The following is an 18,784-nucleotide window of genomic DNA, read 5'->3' on the forward strand; positions in this document are numbered from 1 at the left end:
TCGGTTTCTGAGCGCTTGGCTTCATCCACGATCGAGGAGGGCTACATCGGTCTGCAGCTGTACCGCCAGGAAGGTCAGGAATCCGATGACCGCCGCGGCCCCCGCCAGAATGAGGGCCCGCTTCCATATCGGTCCGTTGATGAACTGCGCTACCGGCCCGGGCTCGCGATGCCCACTGATGAGGCGTCGGCGGATGCGAGCCGAAATGGCATCGACGGCAAGGACCGCCGCAATCGTGAGTACGAGGACGGTGCTGGCCCGCGAGTAGTTGCGGAACCTCAACTGAGCGATCAACTCGCCGCCGATACCTCCGGCCCCCACCACGCCGAGGACCGCCGATGCTCTGATGTTGATCTCGAACCGGTAGAGCCAGTAGGCCAGGATGTTGGGCATCACCTGCGGAACCACTCCGAACCGCATCCGGGCGATGGGCCCGCCCCCGACGGCAGCGACTGCCTCGACGGGGCCATCGTCGATTCCTTCGATCACCTCCGATGACAACTTGCCCAGGGTGCCGATGGAGTGGATGCCGAGGGCGAGGGTTCCGGTCCAGGCTCCGAGCCCGGTCACCGGGATCAGGATGATCGCCACCAGCAGTTCGGGGATGGCACGGATTCCGTTGAGGAACTGTCGGGTGATATTGCTCACCGCGGCGGGGCTGACGTTCTTGGCTGCGAGAAAGGCCATCGGGAAGGAGAAGAACGCGCCGATCATCGTGCCGATCCAGGCGATGAAGAACGACTCCATGATCTTGGGGAGTGCCCGCTGGACGGCATCGGCGCTCAGGTCGGGCACCATCAACTTGCTGAGAATGTTCCAAACGTCGGCGGGAGCGCTCAATAGGCGGTCGAGGGACACATTCAGTCCCATCGCCCCCCAGATTGCGGGGACGATCACGGCAACCGCAACCGCCCAGCGGAACACCCTTGGCCCGATTGGAGCGGCCGGGCGGATCTGCTGCGGGAGGCTGGTCATACGAGCCGCCTGCGGAGGGCGATGCTGATCTGTTCGATGACGAACACCACGACGAAGATCAGCATCACCACTGCCAGCACCCGGTCGAACCGATAGAAGAGTCTCTGCGCGTCGAGCACCTGTCCGATTCCGCCCGCACCGACTACCCCGAGCACGACCGAGGCCCGGACGTTGATCTCGAAGACGTAGAGGGCGTACGCCACGTAGTTCGGGAGCACCTGGGGAAGCACGGCCGCTCGGACGGCGGGGAAGTGCCGGGATCCGCTCGTCTTCGCAGCTTCGAGCGGTCCGGGGTCGGCAGCATCGACCGTTTCGGAGAGCAGCTTCGCCATGATCGCAAGCGAGAAGAAAACCAAGGCGAGCGCCCCGGCAAAAGCGCCGGACCCGACCGACGTAACGAAGATCATTGCCCAGAAGAGGTCGGGGACTGTCCTGATCAGACTGATGAAACCCTTGTCGATCAGGTAGATCGGTCGGTTCGGAGCCGTCAGGCTCGAGGCGAGGAATGCGAGCGGAAGAGCGATCGACACGCCGATCGTGGAGGCGATCATCGAGATGCGGAGGGTCTCGACCAAGGGGTTTCCCCGGTTTGGATTCCCGAATTCCCATGAGGGGAACCACCACCAGTCGCCGCCGCCTATGGCCCACCCGAAGTCGGGCGGCCAGAAGTTGGGGACTTTGACGATGTTCCCGATGTTCCGCACGAGGCCGGGAATGGTGAACCCGACCTGCGACGCGGCGTACACGGTCATGAACAGCAAGATGCTGCCGACGGTGAGCGTCGGGAGCTTGGAGACCACCGCCAGCAATGCGGCCCCTCCAAACATGGCCAACGCCAGCGCCACGATGGCGTAGTCGCCTGCCCCGAAGACCGGATCCTGACTGCGCCGCAAGCCTTCGATGGGGTTGGTCACTCCGAACGACACCGCGGCCGGCATTGCCACCGCCGCCCCCGCCAACCAGGAGAGAGCCACGTTGACCGCCGCCGATGGCGATGACCCCTTGTAGCGGGCAAACCACGCGGCAGCCGCGGCCGCGGGAAGCCAGGCGAGCGTGAACCGCACGCACATCATCACGTCGACCGCCTGGGGCGTACCAGGGAGGACGACCGTGGTCAGGACCGTGGAGGCGATGACTCCTGCAGAGAGGATTCCACCCGAGATCGGGGTAAATGCGATGTGCCCGATGCGCAACGCGAGCAAGAACCCACCCGCGGCAACAACGCCCCAAATTGCGCCCGAAAGGTATGTGCCGAGGAAGCCGCCCCCGACAAAACCGACCGTTGCCACCAGCAACGGAACGAACATGGTCCGGACGCGCAGCGGGGGATCGGGTCGCAGCTGGACCGGGGCCTCGACCGTCACAGTTCGGCGCCCTCCAGCAGGTCGTCCGGGGTCACCGATCGGCCGTAGATCTCCCGGAAGGTCGATTCCTGAACGTCGGCGATGTCGCCGTCGTAGACGAGTTCCCCCGCCCTCAGCCCGATGAGTCGCTTGCCGTAGGCGCGTGCCAGGTCGAGGAAGTGGAGGTTGATGATCGTGGTGATGTTGAGATCCCGGTTGATGCGGCGAAGGTCACGCATCACGTGGTGGGAGGTGACTGGGTCGAGGGAAGCCACCGGCTCGTCGGCGAGGATGATCGACGGCTCCTGGGCAAGGGCTCGGGCAATCCCCACTCGCTGTTGCTGGCCGCCGGAGAGGTCACTAGCCCTGACATATGCTTTCTCGACGATCTCGACTCTCTCCATTGCCTTGAAGGCGACCTCCCGGTCGGCGGCGGGCCATGCGCCGAGCATCGCCCGCCACCAGCTGACCTTGGCAAGCCGACCCATCAACACGTTGTTGATCACCGAAGTCCGGGTCACCAGGTTGAAAGTCTGGAAGATCATCCCGATCTCGGACCGGAGTTCGCGGAGGGTGGACGCCGAGGCGCCGCGGACTTCGACGCCGTTCACTTTGACGGAGCCGCCGGTGATCGGGACCAGGCCGTTCACCGCCCGGAGGAGCGTCGACTTGCCGGCACCGGACAATCCGACGATCACGACGAGTTCACCCTGCGGGATGGTGAGGCTGACGCCCTTGAGCGCCTTGAGGCCCCCGCGGTACGTGACTTCGACATTCTCGAACTCGATCAAAGGGGGCTCCTCACGCGCTCGAATTCCGAGGCTAGCCGCTCAAGACCGTTCGACTTCCCGGTATGCAAGAGGGGCCGCTCTTGCGAGCGGCCCCTCTACGCATTCGTCCTAGTTCGGGATCAGGTACCGAAGCCGAGACGGTCGATCGCAGCACCGATTGGCACCAGCGACGCCTCCGTCGTGGCATCCGCGCGGGTGAGCGCGGTCCAGCTGTAGAGGGCATCCATCACCAGGGCGCCTTCCTCGGTGGCGATGAAGTCGGACAGTGCCTGGAAGATTGCCTCCTTCAGGTCGTCCGGCAGGTCGCCGCGAATGGCGATGACGTCGTTGGCAATCCGGTCGGAGATGTTGAAGACAATGATCTTCTCACCGACGTCCGGGAAGTCCTCGCGGATCGCACGGCGGGCATCGTCGAACGACAGCCCGATTTCGGCATCACCGTTGTAGACCGCGGTGACCGCCAGGTCGTGGCTGCCGCCGAAGAAAGTCGACTCGTACTGGTCGTCGGTGATCCCGGCATCCTGCAACTGGATGGTCGGGAAGATATAGCCGGAGGTCGACTGCTCGCCAGGGAAGGCGATCGTCTTGCCCACGACCACATCGAGCGACACCGGCTCAGGGCAACGCAGACCCGCGGAAGTTTCCGTGTCACGGGTTCCGTCGCCATTCCAACCCACCTGCAGGGCAGGAGTGTCGGTCGGGCCGACTGCTACGACATTGCCACTGGCGTCGTAGTAGAAGGCACCCTCGACCGGGTCGGCTCCGCAGATCGACGGATCGTTGGTGTACCACTGGGCGTGGTAGGTCGGATCGCCAAAGCGGACTGACTGGGCCAAGAGCTCCAAATTGGAGTAGGTCCGGCTCGCCAGAACGTATCCGGCAGGTCCGAACGCGCCGAGGTCGGCCTGTCCGGTTCCCATCGCGGTACCGAGACCGACATAGTCGGTGGCTACGAAGCCTTCGACCTCGATATCGAGGGCGTCGGCCAGAATTGCGGCGAGCGTGTCGACATCGTCCTGCAACTCGCCGGCTTCCTGAGATGGCACGAAGCCGAATACCAGCTTCTCCGGCCACTCACCCTCGTCACCACCATCGTCATCCCCACAGGCGGCTGCTACGAGTCCCAATACCAGGACAAGCGCCGCCCACTTACGTGCGCGCATGTGATTGCTCCCTTGTGTTTCGTTGCCCAACTGAACGCCGAGTGTCGGGCCCGCAACGGGTCGGGACCCCACTCCAAATCGACCTCAGCAATTCCGGTGGCACTGATATGAGGCTATCACGGTCGGGGGACAGGAATCTGGGCGGCCCCGGCCTTCCGCCCTCCGCCTCCCGCCTCCGCAAGAGTGTTGCCGGACTGGGGACTGGGGACTGGGTGGGAACCACGCGAAAGGGGGGAGGGGCCTGAGCCCCTCCCCCCTTTCTGATCTTTCTCTTCTCAGCCTGAGTACAGGACGCTGCCGGCGGGGGCCTCGAACCAGGTGTCGTAAATCGCCTGGTAGGTGCCGTCGTCGAACATCTCCTGGAGAACCCGGTTCATCTCCGCGAGCAGGGTCTCCCGGGCGGGATCCACCCCGAACCCGTAGTCCTCGTCGGTGTCGATCACGGCGACCACCGCGAGATCCGCGCGATTGGCCGATTCCTCGACCGCCGAAGGCTCATCGAAGATCACGCCGTCCACCTGTGCGCCTTCGAGGGCGTTGTAGGTGTCGGGCGCACTCGGGTACTCCACGACCTCGACCCCGAGGGGGGCGAGGTTCTCGGTGGCCCAGGCGGCTCCGGTGGTGCCGCTCTGCACCGCGACACGGTCGCCGTCGCCGAGGTCTTCAACGCTGGTGATGTCGGGGCGGGCCGCGGTGTTCACCGTCAACGCCTGCTGGGCCTTGTAGTAGGGAACCGTGAAGTTCACCAACTCTGACCGTTCCGGCGTGATTGTCGTCGCTGAGGCGACCACGTCGAATTGGCCGGTGGCCAATTGGGTGAAGATCGTGTCGAACGGCGTCGCCACCCACTCGGCGGTGAGGTCGAGCCGTGACGCGATCTCGTTGATCAGGTCGGCGTCGAAGCCGACCACGGTGTCGCCGGCATAGTCCTCGAACGGCGGGAACGGAATGTCCGACCCGACGAGAAGCACCCCGGGGGTCTTTGTCAGATCGGTCGCATCGTCGTCGCCGCAAGCCGCTGCAAGCAGGGCGAGAACGACGACCAACCACAGCATGCTGCGTAGTCGCATTTCGATTGCTCCTAATTGGTATTCAGGCGCGCAAGCGCGCGTGTAGGAGGTTAGTAAGGACTGGCAACTGGGCAGGCTTCGATTGGCGATTGGCGATTGGCGATTGGCGATTGGCGATTAGGCAGAACCGTTAGGAGTTCGCTGGTGCCTCCAACGCGTCGCGCATTGCGGATTGCGGAACTGCCCCCTGCTTGTGCTCGTTGGCTCCCGTTACCATCAGCGCGTGACCCAGTACCGCGCCCTCTATCGCACCCATCGGCCCCAAGGATTCGCCGATGTGGTGGGACAGGGGCACGTGACCGAGACGCTGGCACGCGAGGTCGTGGCCGAGAAGCTGGGGCACGCCTATCTCTTTGCCGGGCCACGAGGCACCGGCAAGACCACCACGGCGCGCATCCTCGCCAAGGCCATCAACTGCCCCGACCGGCGCGAGGACGGCGAGCCGTGCAACGTGTGCCTGTCCTGTCTCGCCATCACCGAGGGATCGTCGATGGATGTGATCGAATTGGACGCCGCCTCGCACAACAAGGTCGAGGACGTGCGGGAGATCCGGGCCAACGTCGGTACGGTCGCCAGCGTCGGTGGCGCCAAGCGGGTGTACATCCTCGACGAGGCTCACATGCTGTCGCGGGCGGCGGCGAACGCGTTGCTCAAGACCCTCGAGGAGCCGCCGGAGCACGCTCTCTTCGTGCTGGCAACGACTGAGCCGTACAAGCTCCCCGACACCATTCGCAGCCGCACCCAGCGCTTCGATTTCCATCCGATCGGATCGGAGGCACTGATCGCCCACCTGTCACGGGTTGCCGGCGCAGAGGACATCGAGGCGACCCACGATGCGCTGGCATTGATTGCTCGGCACGCCGGCGGTAGCGCCCGCGATGCGCTCGGGTTGCTCGAACAAGTTGCGGCGCTAGGTCTCGGAACCGTCGATTCGAAAGGCGTGACCAGAGCCCTCGGCCTGGCCGCGCCAGACGCTTTCGCCCGGCTGATCGGGCTCATCGCCAAGGAGGATGCCGCCGGGGTCCTCACCCTCGCTGCCCAGATCGCCGCCGAGGGCGCGGATCTGCGGCGGTTTGTGTCCGACGCCCTCGAGCTGTTCCGCGGCCTGTTCCTGGCGCAGTACGCCCCGAATCTCGCGGAGATCGTCGACGAGCCGACCGAAGTGATAGAGGAGTGGAAGAGTCTCGCCGACAAGCTGGAGCCATCTGATGTCCTCCGGTGCATCGACCGGCTCGGCGATGCCCTCGTGCAGTTGCGGGAGGGACGCGAGGAGCGCTTGGTCGTGGAGCTCGCCCTGCTCCAGATGACCCGCCCCGAGACCGCCACCGACCCGGTCTCGCTCGCCGGCCGGCTCGATCGGGTCGAGGAACGGCTCCGCCGGGCGGGGGCGCCCGCTCCCGCCTCGGCGCCGGCGGAACCGAGCCCCACGGCTCCCGCCCCCGCGCCCTCAGCAGCCGTCGCCTTGCCGATTCCGCCGACGGTGGCGTCGTCTCCTGACACCGCAGCCGGGGTCTCCGCCTCCGATGCCCCTTTCGCGGTCACGGCGCCGGTTCAGGAGCCCGCGGCGGCTGCAGAGTTGACCCCGTCGGCCGTATTCGACCTGGATGTCGTCGACGAGAAGTGGCCGGCGATCGTGGCGCGGATCCGGGACGAGGCCGGGCCCCGGCGTTTTGCATTCTTCCGGGAGGCTCGGCCAGCGGCAGTCGACGGTTCGACCCTGGTGCTCGAGATCCCCGAGCAGTTCAAATTCCACCTCGATGCCCTGTCCGAGGACGACCGTTTGAATGCCATCGTGATCTCCGTTCTCGCCGACGTCCTCGGCGGCTCGGCGCGGGTCGCCTACCGCTCAGGGGCGGTGCAAGTAGAACCCGAGGTCAGTGCCGATCCGGGCCGCGCCCCCGACGAGGCCGACATGGACGAAGCCACCGCCGGAGCCATCGACCCCACCGACCTGGTCGTCGACCTACTGGGCGGTGAAGTAGTGGAGTAAGCCGCCCCTTCGGGGCGGCGTCGAAAGGCAGATCCGGTGCTCGCGGTGGCGTTCCCGGCGCTGGCATCGCGGGGCTACGCGGGCCGCCGCACGGTGCGAAGGGCGGAACCCGGTAAGCGCATTGCGCATTGCGCATTGCGGCTGAGCGAAGCGAGGCATTTGCGCAAATCGCAAATCGCCAATCGCAGGCCGAGCGAAGCGAGGCCGTTACCCTCCTGCCATGTTCGAAGCTCCGGTTCAGCGGTTGATCGATGAGCTGGCGCGTCTGCCCGGGATCGGGCAGAAATCGGCGCAGCGGCTTGCGTTCCATCTGCTCCACATCGAGGAGGAGGATGCCCGGCGCCTCGCCGAGTCGATCACGACGATGCGCCAGGAGGTGCGTCTCTGCGCCCGTTGCTTCAACGTCACCGACACCGAGCAGTGCTCGATCTGCCGTGATGTGCGCCGGGATCCATCGGCCGTGTGTGTGGTCGAGCGCGCCCAGGACATCGTGGTCATCGAACGAACCCAGGAATTTCGGGGTCGGTATCACGTCCTGGGCGGCTCGATCTCGCCGATCGAAGGCATCGGACCCGAGCAACTGCGGATGAGAGAGTTGGTCGCCCGCATCGATGACGAGGGGATCAAGGAGGTCATCGCCGCCACCAACCCCACCGTCGAGGGCGACACCACCGCCCTGTACCTCGCCCGCCTTCTGAAGCCTCTCGGCGTCAAGGTCACCAGACTTGCCAGCGGTCTCCCGGTGGGTGGCGACCTCGACTACGCCGACGAGATAACTCTTGGTAGAGCTCTAGCGGGGCGTTTAGAGCTGTAGTCGGCCGACTGCGCCGGCCTCCCCGCTGCCCGCTACCTGTACTCGGCCATCAGGTTGGTGACAGTCTGCTGATGGGTGGGAGTCCTCCGAGGGCGCTGTGACGCCGTTGGTGGTTGTAGTAGCGGAGCCATGGTTGCAGGGCCTGGGTTCGGTGGTGGTTGTTGGTGAAGATCTGCCGGTAGGCCCATTCGGTTTGCAGGGTGCGGTTGAAGCGTTCCACCTTGCCGTTTTGCCAGGGGCAGTGGGGCCGGATGGTGAGATGTCGGGCTCCTAGGGCTGCGAGGGCCTGGGCGAAAGAACTGCTCTTGGTGTAGGGCCAGGCGTTGTCGGTCATTACCGCCTCGATGCGGTCGATGCCCTCACCGGTGAAGAATGCGGCGGCCCGGGTGATGAATCCGGCGCAGGTGTCGGCCTGTTCGTCATCGAGGATCTCGGAGTAGGCGAGCCGGCTGTGGTCATCGACCGCCGAGTGCACGTAGTCGTAGCCGATACGGGCCCGCCGCTCGGCCCCGGTTCGGCTTCCCAGCCGCCCTCGGGCCAACCAGCCGCCTCCCTCGGGGATACGGCCCAGTTTCTTGACATCGACGTGCACCAGCTCCCCCGGCCGGTCCCGCTCATAACGCACCGCAGTCGCCTTCGAGGCCCGGATCCGTTCCCCGGTCAAAGGGTCACACTCCGCCAGCCGGGGCAGCCGGTGCCGCATCAAGATCCGGCTCACCGTCCGCGCCGGGATCCCCAACTCGGCGCCCAGCCAGTCCGCACCACGCCGATGCTGCACCCGGGCGGCCACCACCACCGCCTCCACTTCAGGAGCCGTCCGAGCCGGCATCCGACGCGGACGCGACGAACGATCCCACAACCCTTCCCGACCCTCGGCAGCAAACCGCGCCACCCACCGGTGAGCACACTGACGCGACACCCCCATCGCCGCAGCGACATGCGCCACCGGCATCCCCTGCCCCACCCGGTCGACCAACAAACAACGGCCCTGAAACGTCAAGCGAGCATTACGGTGACCCATGAAGACCTCCGGTGGGTTGAAGACAGACATCTCCACTCCACTCGGAGGTCTTCACTCATGTCAAAGTGTCACCAACGTCCTGGCCGAGTACAGCTACCCGCTGCCCGCTACCCGCAAAATCCACGGTCCGGGAATCGCCAATCGCCAATCGCAGGCCGAGCGAAGCGGGGCCTACGCCTCGTAGGCCCCCGTCATCTTCCCGAGGCGGTCGAAGCGGTGTTGGGCGCGGATGAAGCGGACGGTGCCGGTGCGTGACCGCATAACGACGGTGTGGGTCTCGGCGCCGTCGGGGACGAAGCGCACTCCGTCGAGCAACTCGCCGGTGGTGACGCCGGTGGCGGCAAAGAACACGTTGTCGGAGGAGACCAGGTCGCGGGTGCCGATGATCTGGTCGAGGTCCAGGCCGGCCTCGGCCGCATAGGCACGCTCGGAGTCATCCCGCGGCCACAGCCGGCACTGGATCTCACCACCGAGGCACAGCATGGCGCAGGCCGCCGTCACCGCCTCGGGCGACCCACCGATCCCCAGGAGCACGTCGATGGCGCTTTCGGGAACCGCGGTTGCGATCGCTCCCGAGATGTCGCCGTCGTGGATGAGGTGGATGCGGGCACCGGCCTTGCGTACCGCGTCGACATGAGGCTGGTTGCGGGGGCGGTCGAGGATGATCGCGGTCAGGTCGTCGACGTCCTTGCCGAGCGCCTGGGCGATTCGTTTGAGGTTGTGTTCGACAGGAGCATCGAGATCGATGACCCCGGCTGCCTGTTCGCCCACCGCGATCTTGTCCATGTAGACGAGTCTCCCGGGGGCATACATGCTCCCTTGGTCGGCCAGGGCGAGCACGGCGAGCGCTCCCGGACGTCCCTCGGCGGTGAGTCGGGTGCCATCGACCGGGTCGACGGCGACGTCGACGCGGGGTGGCCGCCCGTTGCCGACCCGCTCGCCGTTGGCGAGCATCGGTGCCGAATCCTTCTCGCCCTCACCGATGACGACCACGCCATCCATGTCGATGGTGTCGAGCACCGCTCGCATGGCGTCGACGGCGGCCTGATCCACCGAGTTCTTCTCGCCCCGACCCTGTAGCCGGGCGGCCGCCATCGCGGCCGCCTCGGTCACCCGCGCCAGATCGAGGGCAAGGTTGTGATCGACTGGCTTGTCGCTCATCCGGGCACCCGCACCACGATTGCGTCGCCCTGGCCGCCGCCCCCACACAGGGCGGCGGCGCCGACGCCCCCACCGCGGTGGCGAAGTGCGTTCACCAGGGTCACAACGATGCGCGCCCCGGTTGCCCCGAGCGGATGGCCGAGAGCGATCGCTCCGCCGTTCACGTTGACGCGGTCATGGGGGATGTCGAGCATTCGCGCCGACCACAGGGCCACCGCGGCGAATGCCTCATTGATCTCCACCAGGTCGAGGTCGGACGGCGACAGCCGGGTGCGTTTGAGGGCGATCCTGATGGCTTCGGCGGGCCGTTCATGAAGCGTGGCATCGGGACCGCCCACCTGGCCGTACCCAAGGATCTCGGCGACAATCGGCAAGCCGGCGGCATCGGCGGCGGCTGAGTCGGCCAGCACCACCGCGGCTGCCCCGTCGGAGATCTGGGAGGCGTTGCCTGCGGTGATGGTCCCGTCCGGTGCGAAGGCGGGTCGCAGCGCGGCGAGTGAGGACTCGGTGGCGTCCGCCCGGACCCCCTCATCCAGGGTCACTTCGAGCGGGCCGCCCTTCCGCTGGGGCACCGACACCCGGATGTTCTCGTCCTCGAAGGGCCCGCCGGATGCCGCTGCAGCCGCAGCGCGTCGGTGGCTTTCCGCTGCCCATTCGTCCTGTTCTGCCCGTCCGATTCCGAGCACCGAGTTCTTGGCATCCGACGACTCGCCCATCGTGCACTTGTCGAAGGCGCACCACAGGCCGTCGTGGGTCAAGGAGTCGACGATTGCGGCGTCGCCCATCCGCGCTCCCCAGCGCCCGGTCGGGAGCAGGTACGGGGCGTTGGTCATCGACTCCATGCCCCCCGCCAACACGAACGTCGCTTCGCCGAGGCGAATGTCCCTGTCGCCCATCGCGATCGCCGCCATGCCCGAGAGGCATACCTTGTTGATGGTCGTGGAGGGCACCGTCATGGGTACCCCGCCCAGGACGGCGGCCTGACGCGAGGTGATCTGCCCGGCGCCCGCCTGGAGCACATGCCCGAACAGGACCTCGTCGATGCGGGCAGCCTCGAGACCCGACCGCTCCAACGCCCCCTTCATCGCCGCGGCGCCGAGGTCGACTGCTCGCAGCGGTTGGAACACGCCGCCAAATCGTCCGATCGGCGTTCGAGCGAGGCCAACGATGACGGTGGGCATGCCCTGAGTGTACGGAATCACCGAGCCCCCAATGGATCGGTGATCGTTGCCTTTCACCGGCTCCGCGGTGTTGTGGGGGTGCCGCGGAGAATCGGGTGCTTTGCTGCTCGCAACCATCGGCCGGTGGGCCTAAGATGCTGGCAGTTTCAGACACCGGGCCCCCACGCACCATGAGGAAACCAGATATGGCATCAAATCGTCGACAGAGGTTCCGCTCAAAAGTTGTGGTGATGATCGCGGTGCCCCTTGTCTTTGGGGCGTTGGCAGCATTTGCTGCCGTGGCCCCCGGCTTGGGTACGGCAGGCGACTTCGCGGTCCTCGCCGGGTCTGCCATCTCCAACACCGGGCCTACAACCATCACCGGAGACGTGGGCATCCACCCTGGGGACGCGAGTTCGGTGACGGGCTTCGGTTCTGTGACACTGAACGGCGATCTTCACACGGCCGACGGTGTGGCCCTGAGCGCAAAGAACGACCTGGTGACCGCCTACAACACCGCTGCGGGAAGCGGGCCAGTGTCGACCATTGGCACCGAGCTGGGTGGTGCAACGCTCCTCCCCGGCGTGTACGACTCTGCCGACGGCACCTTTGAAATCACCGGGACGCTGATCCTCAATGCCGAAGGTGACCCCGATGCCGTCTTCGTGTTCCTGACCGAATCCACGTTGAAGTCGGCGACGGGCGCGGTGGTGAGCATCATCAACTCCGGCCAGGCGTGCAACGTCTTCTGGCAGGTCGGAAGCTCGGCGACGATCGAGGCCGGTACGACTTTCCGCGGAAACATCCTGGCGTTGGAGTCCATCACCCTCGTCACGGGTGCGAGCGTCGAGGGCCGCGTTCTGGCCCGAAACGGCGCCGTCACGATGGACACCAATACCATCACCCGAGCGGTGTGCCAGTCCGACGACGGGTCCGGCACCACGACCACGACCTCTTTGCCCGACGGGCCGATCGACACCGGTGGCGGCTCGACTTCGGGTATCGAGAATGGCCCGCTGTTGATCCTCGGCGCGGCGCTTCTCGCAGGCGGGGTCGCGGCGTTCGCGCTTGGTCGGCGACTTTCGCGCCGCGGCGCAGCGAGCTGACCCGGGGGGTTCATGGCCTCGCGCCCGACTCGCGTCGTCACGGCGATCTCAGTGGCACTGATTGTCGGCGGGGTAGCAGCGATCGCGCTGGCGCTTTCGGCACAGCTCAGTCCTCCGCAGCCGCCCCTGGCGGCGGTCGACTCATCCGAGCCCTCGGTGACGGGAGCCGGTGCGGCCCTTGCCCTTCCTCCTTCGCCACCGCTCACGATCGACATACCCGCGATCGGGGTGCATTCCACCCTGCAGTACCTTGGCCTCACCCCCGACAATCGGCTGGAAGTCCCCGCGCCAGGACCTCGGTTCGACGAGGCCGCGTGGTACAAGTACTCCGCCACGCCGGGGTCGATCGGTCCCGCCGTGATTCTCGGGCACGTCGACTCCGGGGGTTATGGGCCGTCGGTGTTCTTCGATCTCGGGAAGCTGCAACCGGGGGACGAGGTCCGGATCACCCGCGGCGACGGCATTGTTGCAATATTCCGGGTGGACGAGGTGCGCCGCTACCGAAAGGTGGAGTTTCCGACGCTGCTCGTCTACGGCCAGACTCCTAACGCCACCTTGCGGCTGGTGACCTGTGGTGGTGAGTTCGATCGCGACACCGGGCACTACCTCGACAACGTCATCGTGTTTGCGTCGCTTACCGGCCAGGCCTAGATCTGTGACGCGTTGCCGAATCCTCGGGCCGGGAAACGGGAATCGATTCACCGAGCGAACACGGCCAGGTCGCGCCCGTTAGCCTCAAACGAGTGCTTCCCCTCAACATCCACCACACCGCCGTCGCAGTACGCGACCTCGATGCCGCACTTGCCGACCTTGCTGTGCAGTACGGGGTGACTCCGTCCCACCGCGAGGTGATCGATGAGCAGGGCGTCGAGGAGGCGATGGTTCCCCTCGGGGGCTCTCACCTGCAGCTACTGATGCCGCTGGGGGATGACACTCCGGTGGGCCGCTTTCTCGCCTCCCGCGGCGAAGGACTGCATCATGTCGCTTTTCAGGTGGCCGACATCGAGGCGGCCCTGGCCCATCTCGAAGCGTCCGGGGCCCAACTGGTGGACCGAGTACCGCGGCGCGGCGGGGGAGGGCATCGGATTGCGTTCGTGCACCCGAAGGCTTTCGGGAGCACCCTGATCGAACTTGTGGAGGTGTCGTGATCGTCGATGAAGGCGGGCCGATCGGGCCGCTCGAGACGGCAGCAGTCCTTGCGGTACTGGCGCGGTTCGAGGAGGAGCAAGAGGTACTCAGATCGATCGCCCCCGAGCCGCTGCGGCAGAGTCGATGGGTGATGGCGGGCAGGCCGCGTCCTGTTGCGACGCCGTCGGTTGCCCGACAGTCTCCGCGGGAGCGGAGTTGGGGGCCGGCCGGCGCAGACCAAGATGACACGGTCCCCCCGGGCGCGACGCCGTCAGGCGACGGCTGACACTTCCCGCTCGCCACCGACCGCGGCCGGCAGCGTGAAGCAGAAACGAGCACCGACTGGGAATCCGCTCTCGTACCAGAGCCGTCCGCCCATCGCTTCGACCAGGTTGTGGGACACCGCGAGACCGAGGCCGAACCCGTTCTCCGTCCGGGTGTTGCCGGTGCTCACCTGCTCGAACGGAGAGAAGATCCGCTCGCGGTCCTCGAGGGGGACGCCAGGACCGTTATCGGCGATGACGATCAGGTAGTCGCGGTCACGTCGTGTTGCCTCGACCGTGACTTGGTCGCCACCGTACTTGCGGGCGTTCTCGAGGAGGTTCCGCAGCACTTGCTCGACCCGGTTGGGGTCGGCGAGAAGTTGCACGTTGCCTCCGATCGACACCGAAGCCGACTTCTCCCCGCCGGCGGGGAAGAGCAGGTTGGCGATCTTGTAGGCCGCAGGCCGTAGAGGGAACTCGGTGACATCCAGGAGCAGACGCCCGGCCTCGAGGCGGGGGATTGCCAGTACGTCGTCGACAAGGTTGGCGAGGTGCTCAGACTCCTCGACGATGATCTTCAGAAACTCGTCGACTTCCTCTTCGCCCAGATCGCGCCACGACTCGCGCATCGTGAGGGCGAAGCCGGCGATGTTCGTCAGCGGCGTCCGCAGCTCGTGGGTGACCATCGACACGAACTCGTTCTTCATCTCGGAGGCGCGTCGCTCGGTGGCAAGAGCGGCCTCCTGGCGGCGGCGACTCGCCTGGAGCACCCGGCCCGCGGCGGTGAGGGTTAGGCCGAGTGCAACCACATAGACGCCGACTTCGAGCCAGTCAAAGAGCACGCCGGCGGCCGGCACCGATCCAGCTTCGGTGATGCCTTGCACCGCCGAGCGAGCGACCAGGCCCACTCCGGTCATGCCGGTCACGGCGAGGAGGGTGCGGAGACCGCCAAACGTGAGAGAGGCTGCGAGGGCGTATGCGCCGAAGGCAACCAGCGGTGCATCGAACATCGCGCCGGCTCCAGCGGCGAATCCGGCGACGACCCCGTCCACGGAGAGGGATCCCAATGGTCGCCCGGCACGGCGAGACCTGATGAGGGCGTCGGCGACGACGGTCCCGAATGCAACCGCCTTCAGCGCAGAGCCCGGTACTCCGGCGGCGACACCCGCAATTGCGAGAACCAGAATGGTGCCCGCCAGAAGGGCGCGCACGCGCTGAAACCCGGCCCTGATGGGCCCGTAGTCGACGGGGGCGCCGGGTTTCGAGGAACGGAGTTCCGTGGTCACCGATTCAGTATCGGCCGCCAGGGACTAGTGCCTTAGTAAGTCGCAGGCCGTAAGACGCATTTCGTAAGACCCCCAAGGCGTAAGAAACGAGGCGCCGGCGGGTCAAGGGCGGCGTTCGGCGAGGCGCTCCAGCGATTCGTCGGGGACGCGGAGGTCACCGCGACCGATGCCTACCTCGATCCCGGGCTTGTAGGCGCCGTGGTAGTCGCTGCCTCCGGTGGGGACCAGTCCCAGGTCGTCGGCCCACGCCGCCAGGCGGGTGCGGAGATCGGGCTCGTACTCCACGTAGTGGCACTCGATGCCGTCGACGCCGAGAGCGGCGACCCCTTCGAACAGTTCCCGGTATCCGTCCACAGACTCGGCGACGGTGTGGGGGTGGGCCACCGAGGTGACGCCTCCCGAGGCTCGGGCGAGACCGACGGCATCACTGGCGAGGAGGCGCTTTCGCTGCCGATAGACCACCCCACCGGAGCCGAGGTATTGCTCGAACGCCTCGGCGTTCGTCGCGGTCACCCCGCGGCGGCAAAGGACTGCGGCGATGTGAGGTCGACCCACTACACCGTGCCCCGCTTCCTCGAGCACCTCCTCCACAGTGATTTCGATACCGAGAGCCTGTAGCGCTTCGATCATCTCGACGTTGCGGGTCCAGCGGCTGTCGCGGATCCCCGCCAAGGCGTCCTGCAACGGGCCGGAGTCGTCCTCGACCCAGTAGACCAGGAGGTGCATCGCCCGCCCGTTCCAGTCCACCGACAGCTCGACCCCGGGAATGAAGCTGATGCGGCCCGCGGCGGCTCCCGCCGCCTCGATCAACCCCTCGAACCCGTCGTGGTCGGTGAGCGCAACCGCGCTGAGCCCCGCCACCACCGCCCGCTCGACGATGTCCGAGGGCGAAACGGTCCCATCCGAATAGGTGGAATGCGTGTGGAGGTCAATGGGCATCGGGGGAGTATGGGCTTCCGGTGTGAGCGGGGCGCAATCGCGTTCCGCCTCCAGCCATCCGCCTTCCGCCTTCCGCAGGAGGGGGACCAGGCTCCTAGGACGCGCTTGGTCTGAGCGCCCCCTCCCTCCTTCGGGGTACTCCCCCCTCCGGGGCGAGAAACAGAAGCCTTCCGCCTTCCGCAAGAGAAGGCCCTGATCTGTGCGCCCGCGAGGTCGCGGTATCGCCGATCGCAGGCCGAGCGAAGCGAGGCCTCCTACCATTCCCCCATGTCCCTCGTCGTGCAGAAGTACGGCGGCACCTCCGTCGGCGATGCCTCCCGGATTCGCGCCGTCGCCGAGCGGGTGGCGCGCCGCCATCAGGAGGGCGATTCGGTCGTCGTCATCGTCTCGGCGATGGGTCACACCACGGACGAGTTGATTCGGATCGCCGCCGAGGTGAGCCCGCGCCACCATCCCCGAGCGATGGACATGCTCCTCACCGCCGGGGAGAGGATTTCGATGGCGCTGCTCGAGATGGCGATTCGCGACCATGGGGTGGAGGCGGTGAGCCTCACCGGGTCGCAGGCGGGAATCCTCACAGACATGTCACATGGCCAGGCTCGCATCCGCGACATCCGTCCGATTCGCGTGACTGAAAGCTTGGAAGCGGGCAAGGTGGTCATCGTCGCCGGGTTCCAGGGGGTGAATCCCGACACGAAGGAGATCACCACCCTCGGCCGCGGGGGGTCCGATGCGACCGCAGTGGCGATGGCGGCGGCGCTGGACGCCGAGTCCTGCGAGATCTACACCGACGTCGATGGGGTGTTCACCGCCGACCCACGCGTCGTGCCCGGGGCGCGCAAACTCGATGAGATCTCCTACGCCGAAATGCTGGAGATGGCGTCAGCGGGAGCGGGAGTATTGATGGAGAGGTCCGTAGAGTCAGGTATGCGATCCGGGATCCCGATCCATGTGCGCTCCTCCTTCCACGAGGGGCCGGGTACCTGGGTGAAGGAGTCGACAATGGAGCAGATGAGTGTCGTCGGGATCGCCCACGACGTCTCCGCGGGCGAGATCACGGTTCGCTCGGCTCCCTCCGCGCCCGCTTCGCTGTTCGCGGCGCTCGCCGCCGACGGCGTCGCCGTTGGCTCGATCGTGCAGAGCCGGGCGAAGGATGGGTCCGCCGACCTGTCATTCACCGTGCCGCGCGATCAGATCGGACTCGCCCGCACCGTCACCGAGGCGGCGGTCGCCGGTCTCGGGGCGGGTGAGGTCGAGGTGGTGGACCGGGTGGGAAGGGTGTCGGTGATCGGTTCGGCCATGTCGTCACATCCCGCCGTGGCCGCCGAGGTGCTGTCGACGCTGGCCGAGGCGGGGGTCGGCGTGCGGGCCATCTCGACATCGCCGATTCGGATCACCTGCGTCATCGATGAGCAGGACGTGGAGAAGGCGGTGCGTCGACTCCACGCAGCCTTCGATCCGCCGACGGTGCACGCGTGACAGCCCCGGTCGTGGCCGTCGTCGGGGCCACCGGTGCAGTCGGCCGCGAGATGTTGGCGACGCTCGAACGCCGCTCTTTCCCGATGGGCTCCGTCCGCTTGATGGCGTCCGAACGCTCTGCGGGTTCGTCGGTGACGACGCCGTGGGGCGAGGTGGTGGTCGAGGACCTGGCGACCGCCGACCCGGCGGGAATCGGCATTGCCCTGTTCTCCGCGGGCGGTTCCCGATCGATCGAGCATGCTCCCCGATTCGCCGCGGCGGGGGCGGTGGTGGTCGACAACTCTTCTGCCTGGCGAATGGATCCGAAGGTTCCGCTCGTTGTCATCGGCGTGAACGACCACGCCACCCGGCTTCACTCCGGGATCATCGCCAATCCGAATTGCACGACCATGGTGATGCTCATGGCAGTCGCCCCACTCCATCGGGCAACCGGGTTGCGCGAGATGATCGCCACCTCATATCAGTCGGTTTCGGGCTCCGGGCACCGTGGGGTACAGACCCTGATCGACGAGGTCGCCCACTTCGGCACCGACCCCGATGCGCTGCGAACCGGCACGTGGACCGAGCCTGCCCCCGGCTTCTACGTGCGTCCGATCGGGTGGAACGTGATCCCGTTCGCCGGTAGTTCGACGGATTCGGGGTACACCGACGAAGAGATGAAGTTGGTGAACGAGACCAGGAAGATCCTCGAGGCCGACGCCATCCTCGTCGAGCCCACTTGCGTCCGGGTACCGGTGGTGGCGAGCCATGGGGTCGCGGTCACCGCCTGGTTCGACCGCGAGATGACCGTCGGGGAAGCCACCGAGCTGATCGCCGCATCCCCCGGCGTCGAGGTGTGGACCGACAAGGTGCCCACCCCGCTCGATGCTGCCGGCCGCGATGACGTTCTGGTCGGTCGGCTCCGGCCCACCCTAGGCCGGCCCGGAGGAATCTCGTTGTGGGCAGTCGGCGACAACCTCCGCAAAGGAGCCGCCCTCAACGCGGTGCAGATCGCAGAGCTCGTCTAAGGGGTGAGCGAACCGCCAAGGGGGACCACAGGGACCCGGGCCTCAGGGGAAGGTTCCAGGCGTCAGGCGCCCGTTACACTCACTGGAC

Annotated in this window: 18 protein-coding genes; 8 read left to right on the forward strand and 10 right to left on the reverse strand. The window is 66.5% G+C overall.

Annotation, left to right across the window (positions count from 1 at the left end; genetic code table 11):
• Positions 1-21: 21 nt before the first annotated feature.
• The 5 genes from phnE (WD184_03915) to WD184_03935 all read right to left on the reverse strand — a co-directional run bounded on the left by phnE (WD184_03915) (position 22) and on the right by WD184_03935 (position 5,342).
• The gene (phnE, locus tag WD184_03915; protein ID MEX0825888.1) at positions 22-975 is read right to left on the reverse strand and encodes a phosphonate ABC transporter, permease protein PhnE; all 954 of its coding nucleotides are present in this window, start codon (positions 973-975) and stop codon (positions 22-24) included.
• Positions 972-2,339 (reverse strand): phosphonate ABC transporter, permease protein PhnE, encoded by a 1,368-nt coding sequence (gene phnE, locus WD184_03920; protein ID MEX0825889.1) that lies wholly within the window; start codon positions 2,337-2,339, stop codon positions 972-974. The genes phnE (WD184_03915) and phnE (WD184_03920) overlap by 4 nt, the downstream gene beginning before the upstream one ends.
• A complete protein-coding gene (gene phnC, locus WD184_03925; GenBank protein ID MEX0825890.1) occupies positions 2,336-3,109 on the reverse strand; it encodes a phosphonate ABC transporter ATP-binding protein in 774 nt (257 codons plus the stop codon). Before phnC ends, phnE (WD184_03920) begins: the two co-directional genes overlap by 4 nt.
• A gap of 119 nt (positions 3,110-3,228) precedes the next feature.
• Positions 3,229-4,272, reverse strand: coding sequence for a PhnD/SsuA/transferrin family substrate-binding protein (locus WD184_03930; GenBank protein MEX0825891.1), 1,044 nt, complete (start codon positions 4,270-4,272; stop codon positions 3,229-3,231).
• A 275-nt stretch (positions 4,273-4,547) separates the two neighbouring features.
• Positions 4,548-5,342 carry a transporter substrate-binding domain-containing protein gene (locus WD184_03935; GenBank protein MEX0825892.1) on the reverse strand — a complete coding sequence of 265 codons (795 nt, stop codon included), beginning with the start codon at positions 5,340-5,342 and terminating at the stop codon, positions 4,548-4,550.
• A gap of 223 nt (positions 5,343-5,565) precedes the next feature.
• Between WD184_03935 and dnaX the strand changes: the two genes are divergently transcribed.
• Both dnaX and recR read left to right on the forward strand, forming a co-directional pair.
• Positions 5,566-7,332 carry a DNA polymerase III subunit gamma/tau gene (gene dnaX, locus WD184_03940; GenBank protein ID MEX0825893.1) on the forward strand — a complete coding sequence of 589 codons (1,767 nt, stop codon included), beginning with the start codon at positions 5,566-5,568 and terminating at the stop codon, positions 7,330-7,332.
• A 220-nt stretch (positions 7,333-7,552) separates the two neighbouring features.
• Positions 7,553-8,146 (forward strand): recombination mediator RecR, encoded by a 594-nt coding sequence (recR, locus tag WD184_03945; GenBank protein MEX0825894.1) that lies wholly within the window; start codon positions 7,553-7,555, stop codon positions 8,144-8,146.
• A 49-nt stretch (positions 8,147-8,195) separates the two neighbouring features.
• On the opposite strand, the gene WD184_03950 is transcribed toward recR, so the two are convergent.
• From WD184_03950 to WD184_03960, 3 genes are all read right to left on the reverse strand, one after another.
• Positions 8,196-9,167, reverse strand: coding sequence for an IS481 family transposase (locus tag WD184_03950; GenBank protein MEX0825895.1), 972 nt, complete (start codon positions 9,165-9,167; stop codon positions 8,196-8,198).
• A gap of 171 nt (positions 9,168-9,338) precedes the next feature.
• Positions 9,339-10,328: a class II fructose-bisphosphatase gene (gene glpX, locus WD184_03955; protein MEX0825896.1), complete on the reverse strand. Its 990-nt coding sequence runs from the start codon at positions 10,326-10,328 to the stop codon at positions 9,339-9,341.
• Positions 10,325-11,509: an acetyl-CoA C-acyltransferase gene (locus tag WD184_03960; protein ID MEX0825897.1), complete on the reverse strand. Its 1,185-nt coding sequence runs from the start codon at positions 11,507-11,509 to the stop codon at positions 10,325-10,327. Before WD184_03960 ends, glpX begins: the two co-directional genes overlap by 4 nt.
• A 185-nt stretch (positions 11,510-11,694) precedes the next feature.
• Here WD184_03960 and WD184_03965 point away from each other — a divergent pair, with 185 nt between their 5' ends.
• The 4 genes from WD184_03965 (at position 11,695) to WD184_03980 (ending at position 14,008) form a co-directional block, all read left to right on the forward strand.
• Positions 11,695-12,594 (forward strand): ice-binding family protein, encoded by a 900-nt coding sequence (locus tag WD184_03965; GenBank protein MEX0825898.1) that lies wholly within the window; start codon positions 11,695-11,697, stop codon positions 12,592-12,594.
• A gap of 12 nt (positions 12,595-12,606) precedes the next feature.
• Positions 12,607-13,245 (forward strand): class F sortase, encoded by a 639-nt coding sequence (locus tag WD184_03970; GenBank protein MEX0825899.1) that lies wholly within the window; start codon positions 12,607-12,609, stop codon positions 13,243-13,245.
• A gap of 92 nt (positions 13,246-13,337) precedes the next feature.
• Positions 13,338-13,742, forward strand: a complete 405-nt coding sequence (mce, locus tag WD184_03975) for a methylmalonyl-CoA epimerase (GenBank protein ID MEX0825900.1) — start codon at positions 13,338-13,340, stop codon at positions 13,740-13,742.
• A complete protein-coding gene (locus WD184_03980) occupies positions 13,739-14,008 on the forward strand; it encodes a hypothetical protein (GenBank protein ID MEX0825901.1) in 270 nt (89 codons plus the stop codon). The genes mce and WD184_03980 overlap by 4 nt, the downstream gene beginning before the upstream one ends.
• On the opposite strand, the gene WD184_03985 is transcribed toward WD184_03980, so the two are convergent.
• Both WD184_03985 and WD184_03990 read right to left on the reverse strand, forming a co-directional pair.
• Complete coding sequence (locus WD184_03985; GenBank protein MEX0825902.1) at positions 13,994-15,271, reverse strand: HAMP domain-containing sensor histidine kinase; 1,278 nt, start codon at positions 15,269-15,271, stop codon at positions 13,994-13,996. The two genes, WD184_03980 and WD184_03985, sit on opposite strands and share 15 nt — an antisense overlap.
• Positions 15,272-15,373: 102 nt before the next feature.
• Entirely contained in the window at positions 15,374-16,210 is an 837-nt protein-coding gene (locus tag WD184_03990) for a PHP domain-containing protein (protein ID MEX0825903.1), read from the reverse strand.
• Between the two features lie 267 nt (positions 16,211-16,477).
• Here WD184_03990 and WD184_03995 point away from each other — a divergent pair, with 267 nt between their 5' ends.
• A complete protein-coding gene (locus WD184_03995) occupies positions 16,478-17,689 on the forward strand; it encodes an aspartate kinase (protein ID MEX0825904.1) in 1,212 nt (403 codons plus the stop codon).
• A complete protein-coding gene (locus WD184_04000) occupies positions 17,686-18,696 on the forward strand; it encodes an aspartate-semialdehyde dehydrogenase (GenBank protein ID MEX0825905.1) in 1,011 nt (336 codons plus the stop codon). Before WD184_03995 ends, WD184_04000 begins: the two co-directional genes overlap by 4 nt.
• Positions 18,697-18,784: the final 88 nt, after the last annotated feature.

It is taken from the genome of Acidimicrobiia bacterium, from assembly GCA_040878325.1.
In the GTDB taxonomy this organism is placed as follows: domain Bacteria; phylum Actinomycetota; class Acidimicrobiia; order Spongiisociales; family UBA11373; genus JAUYIV01.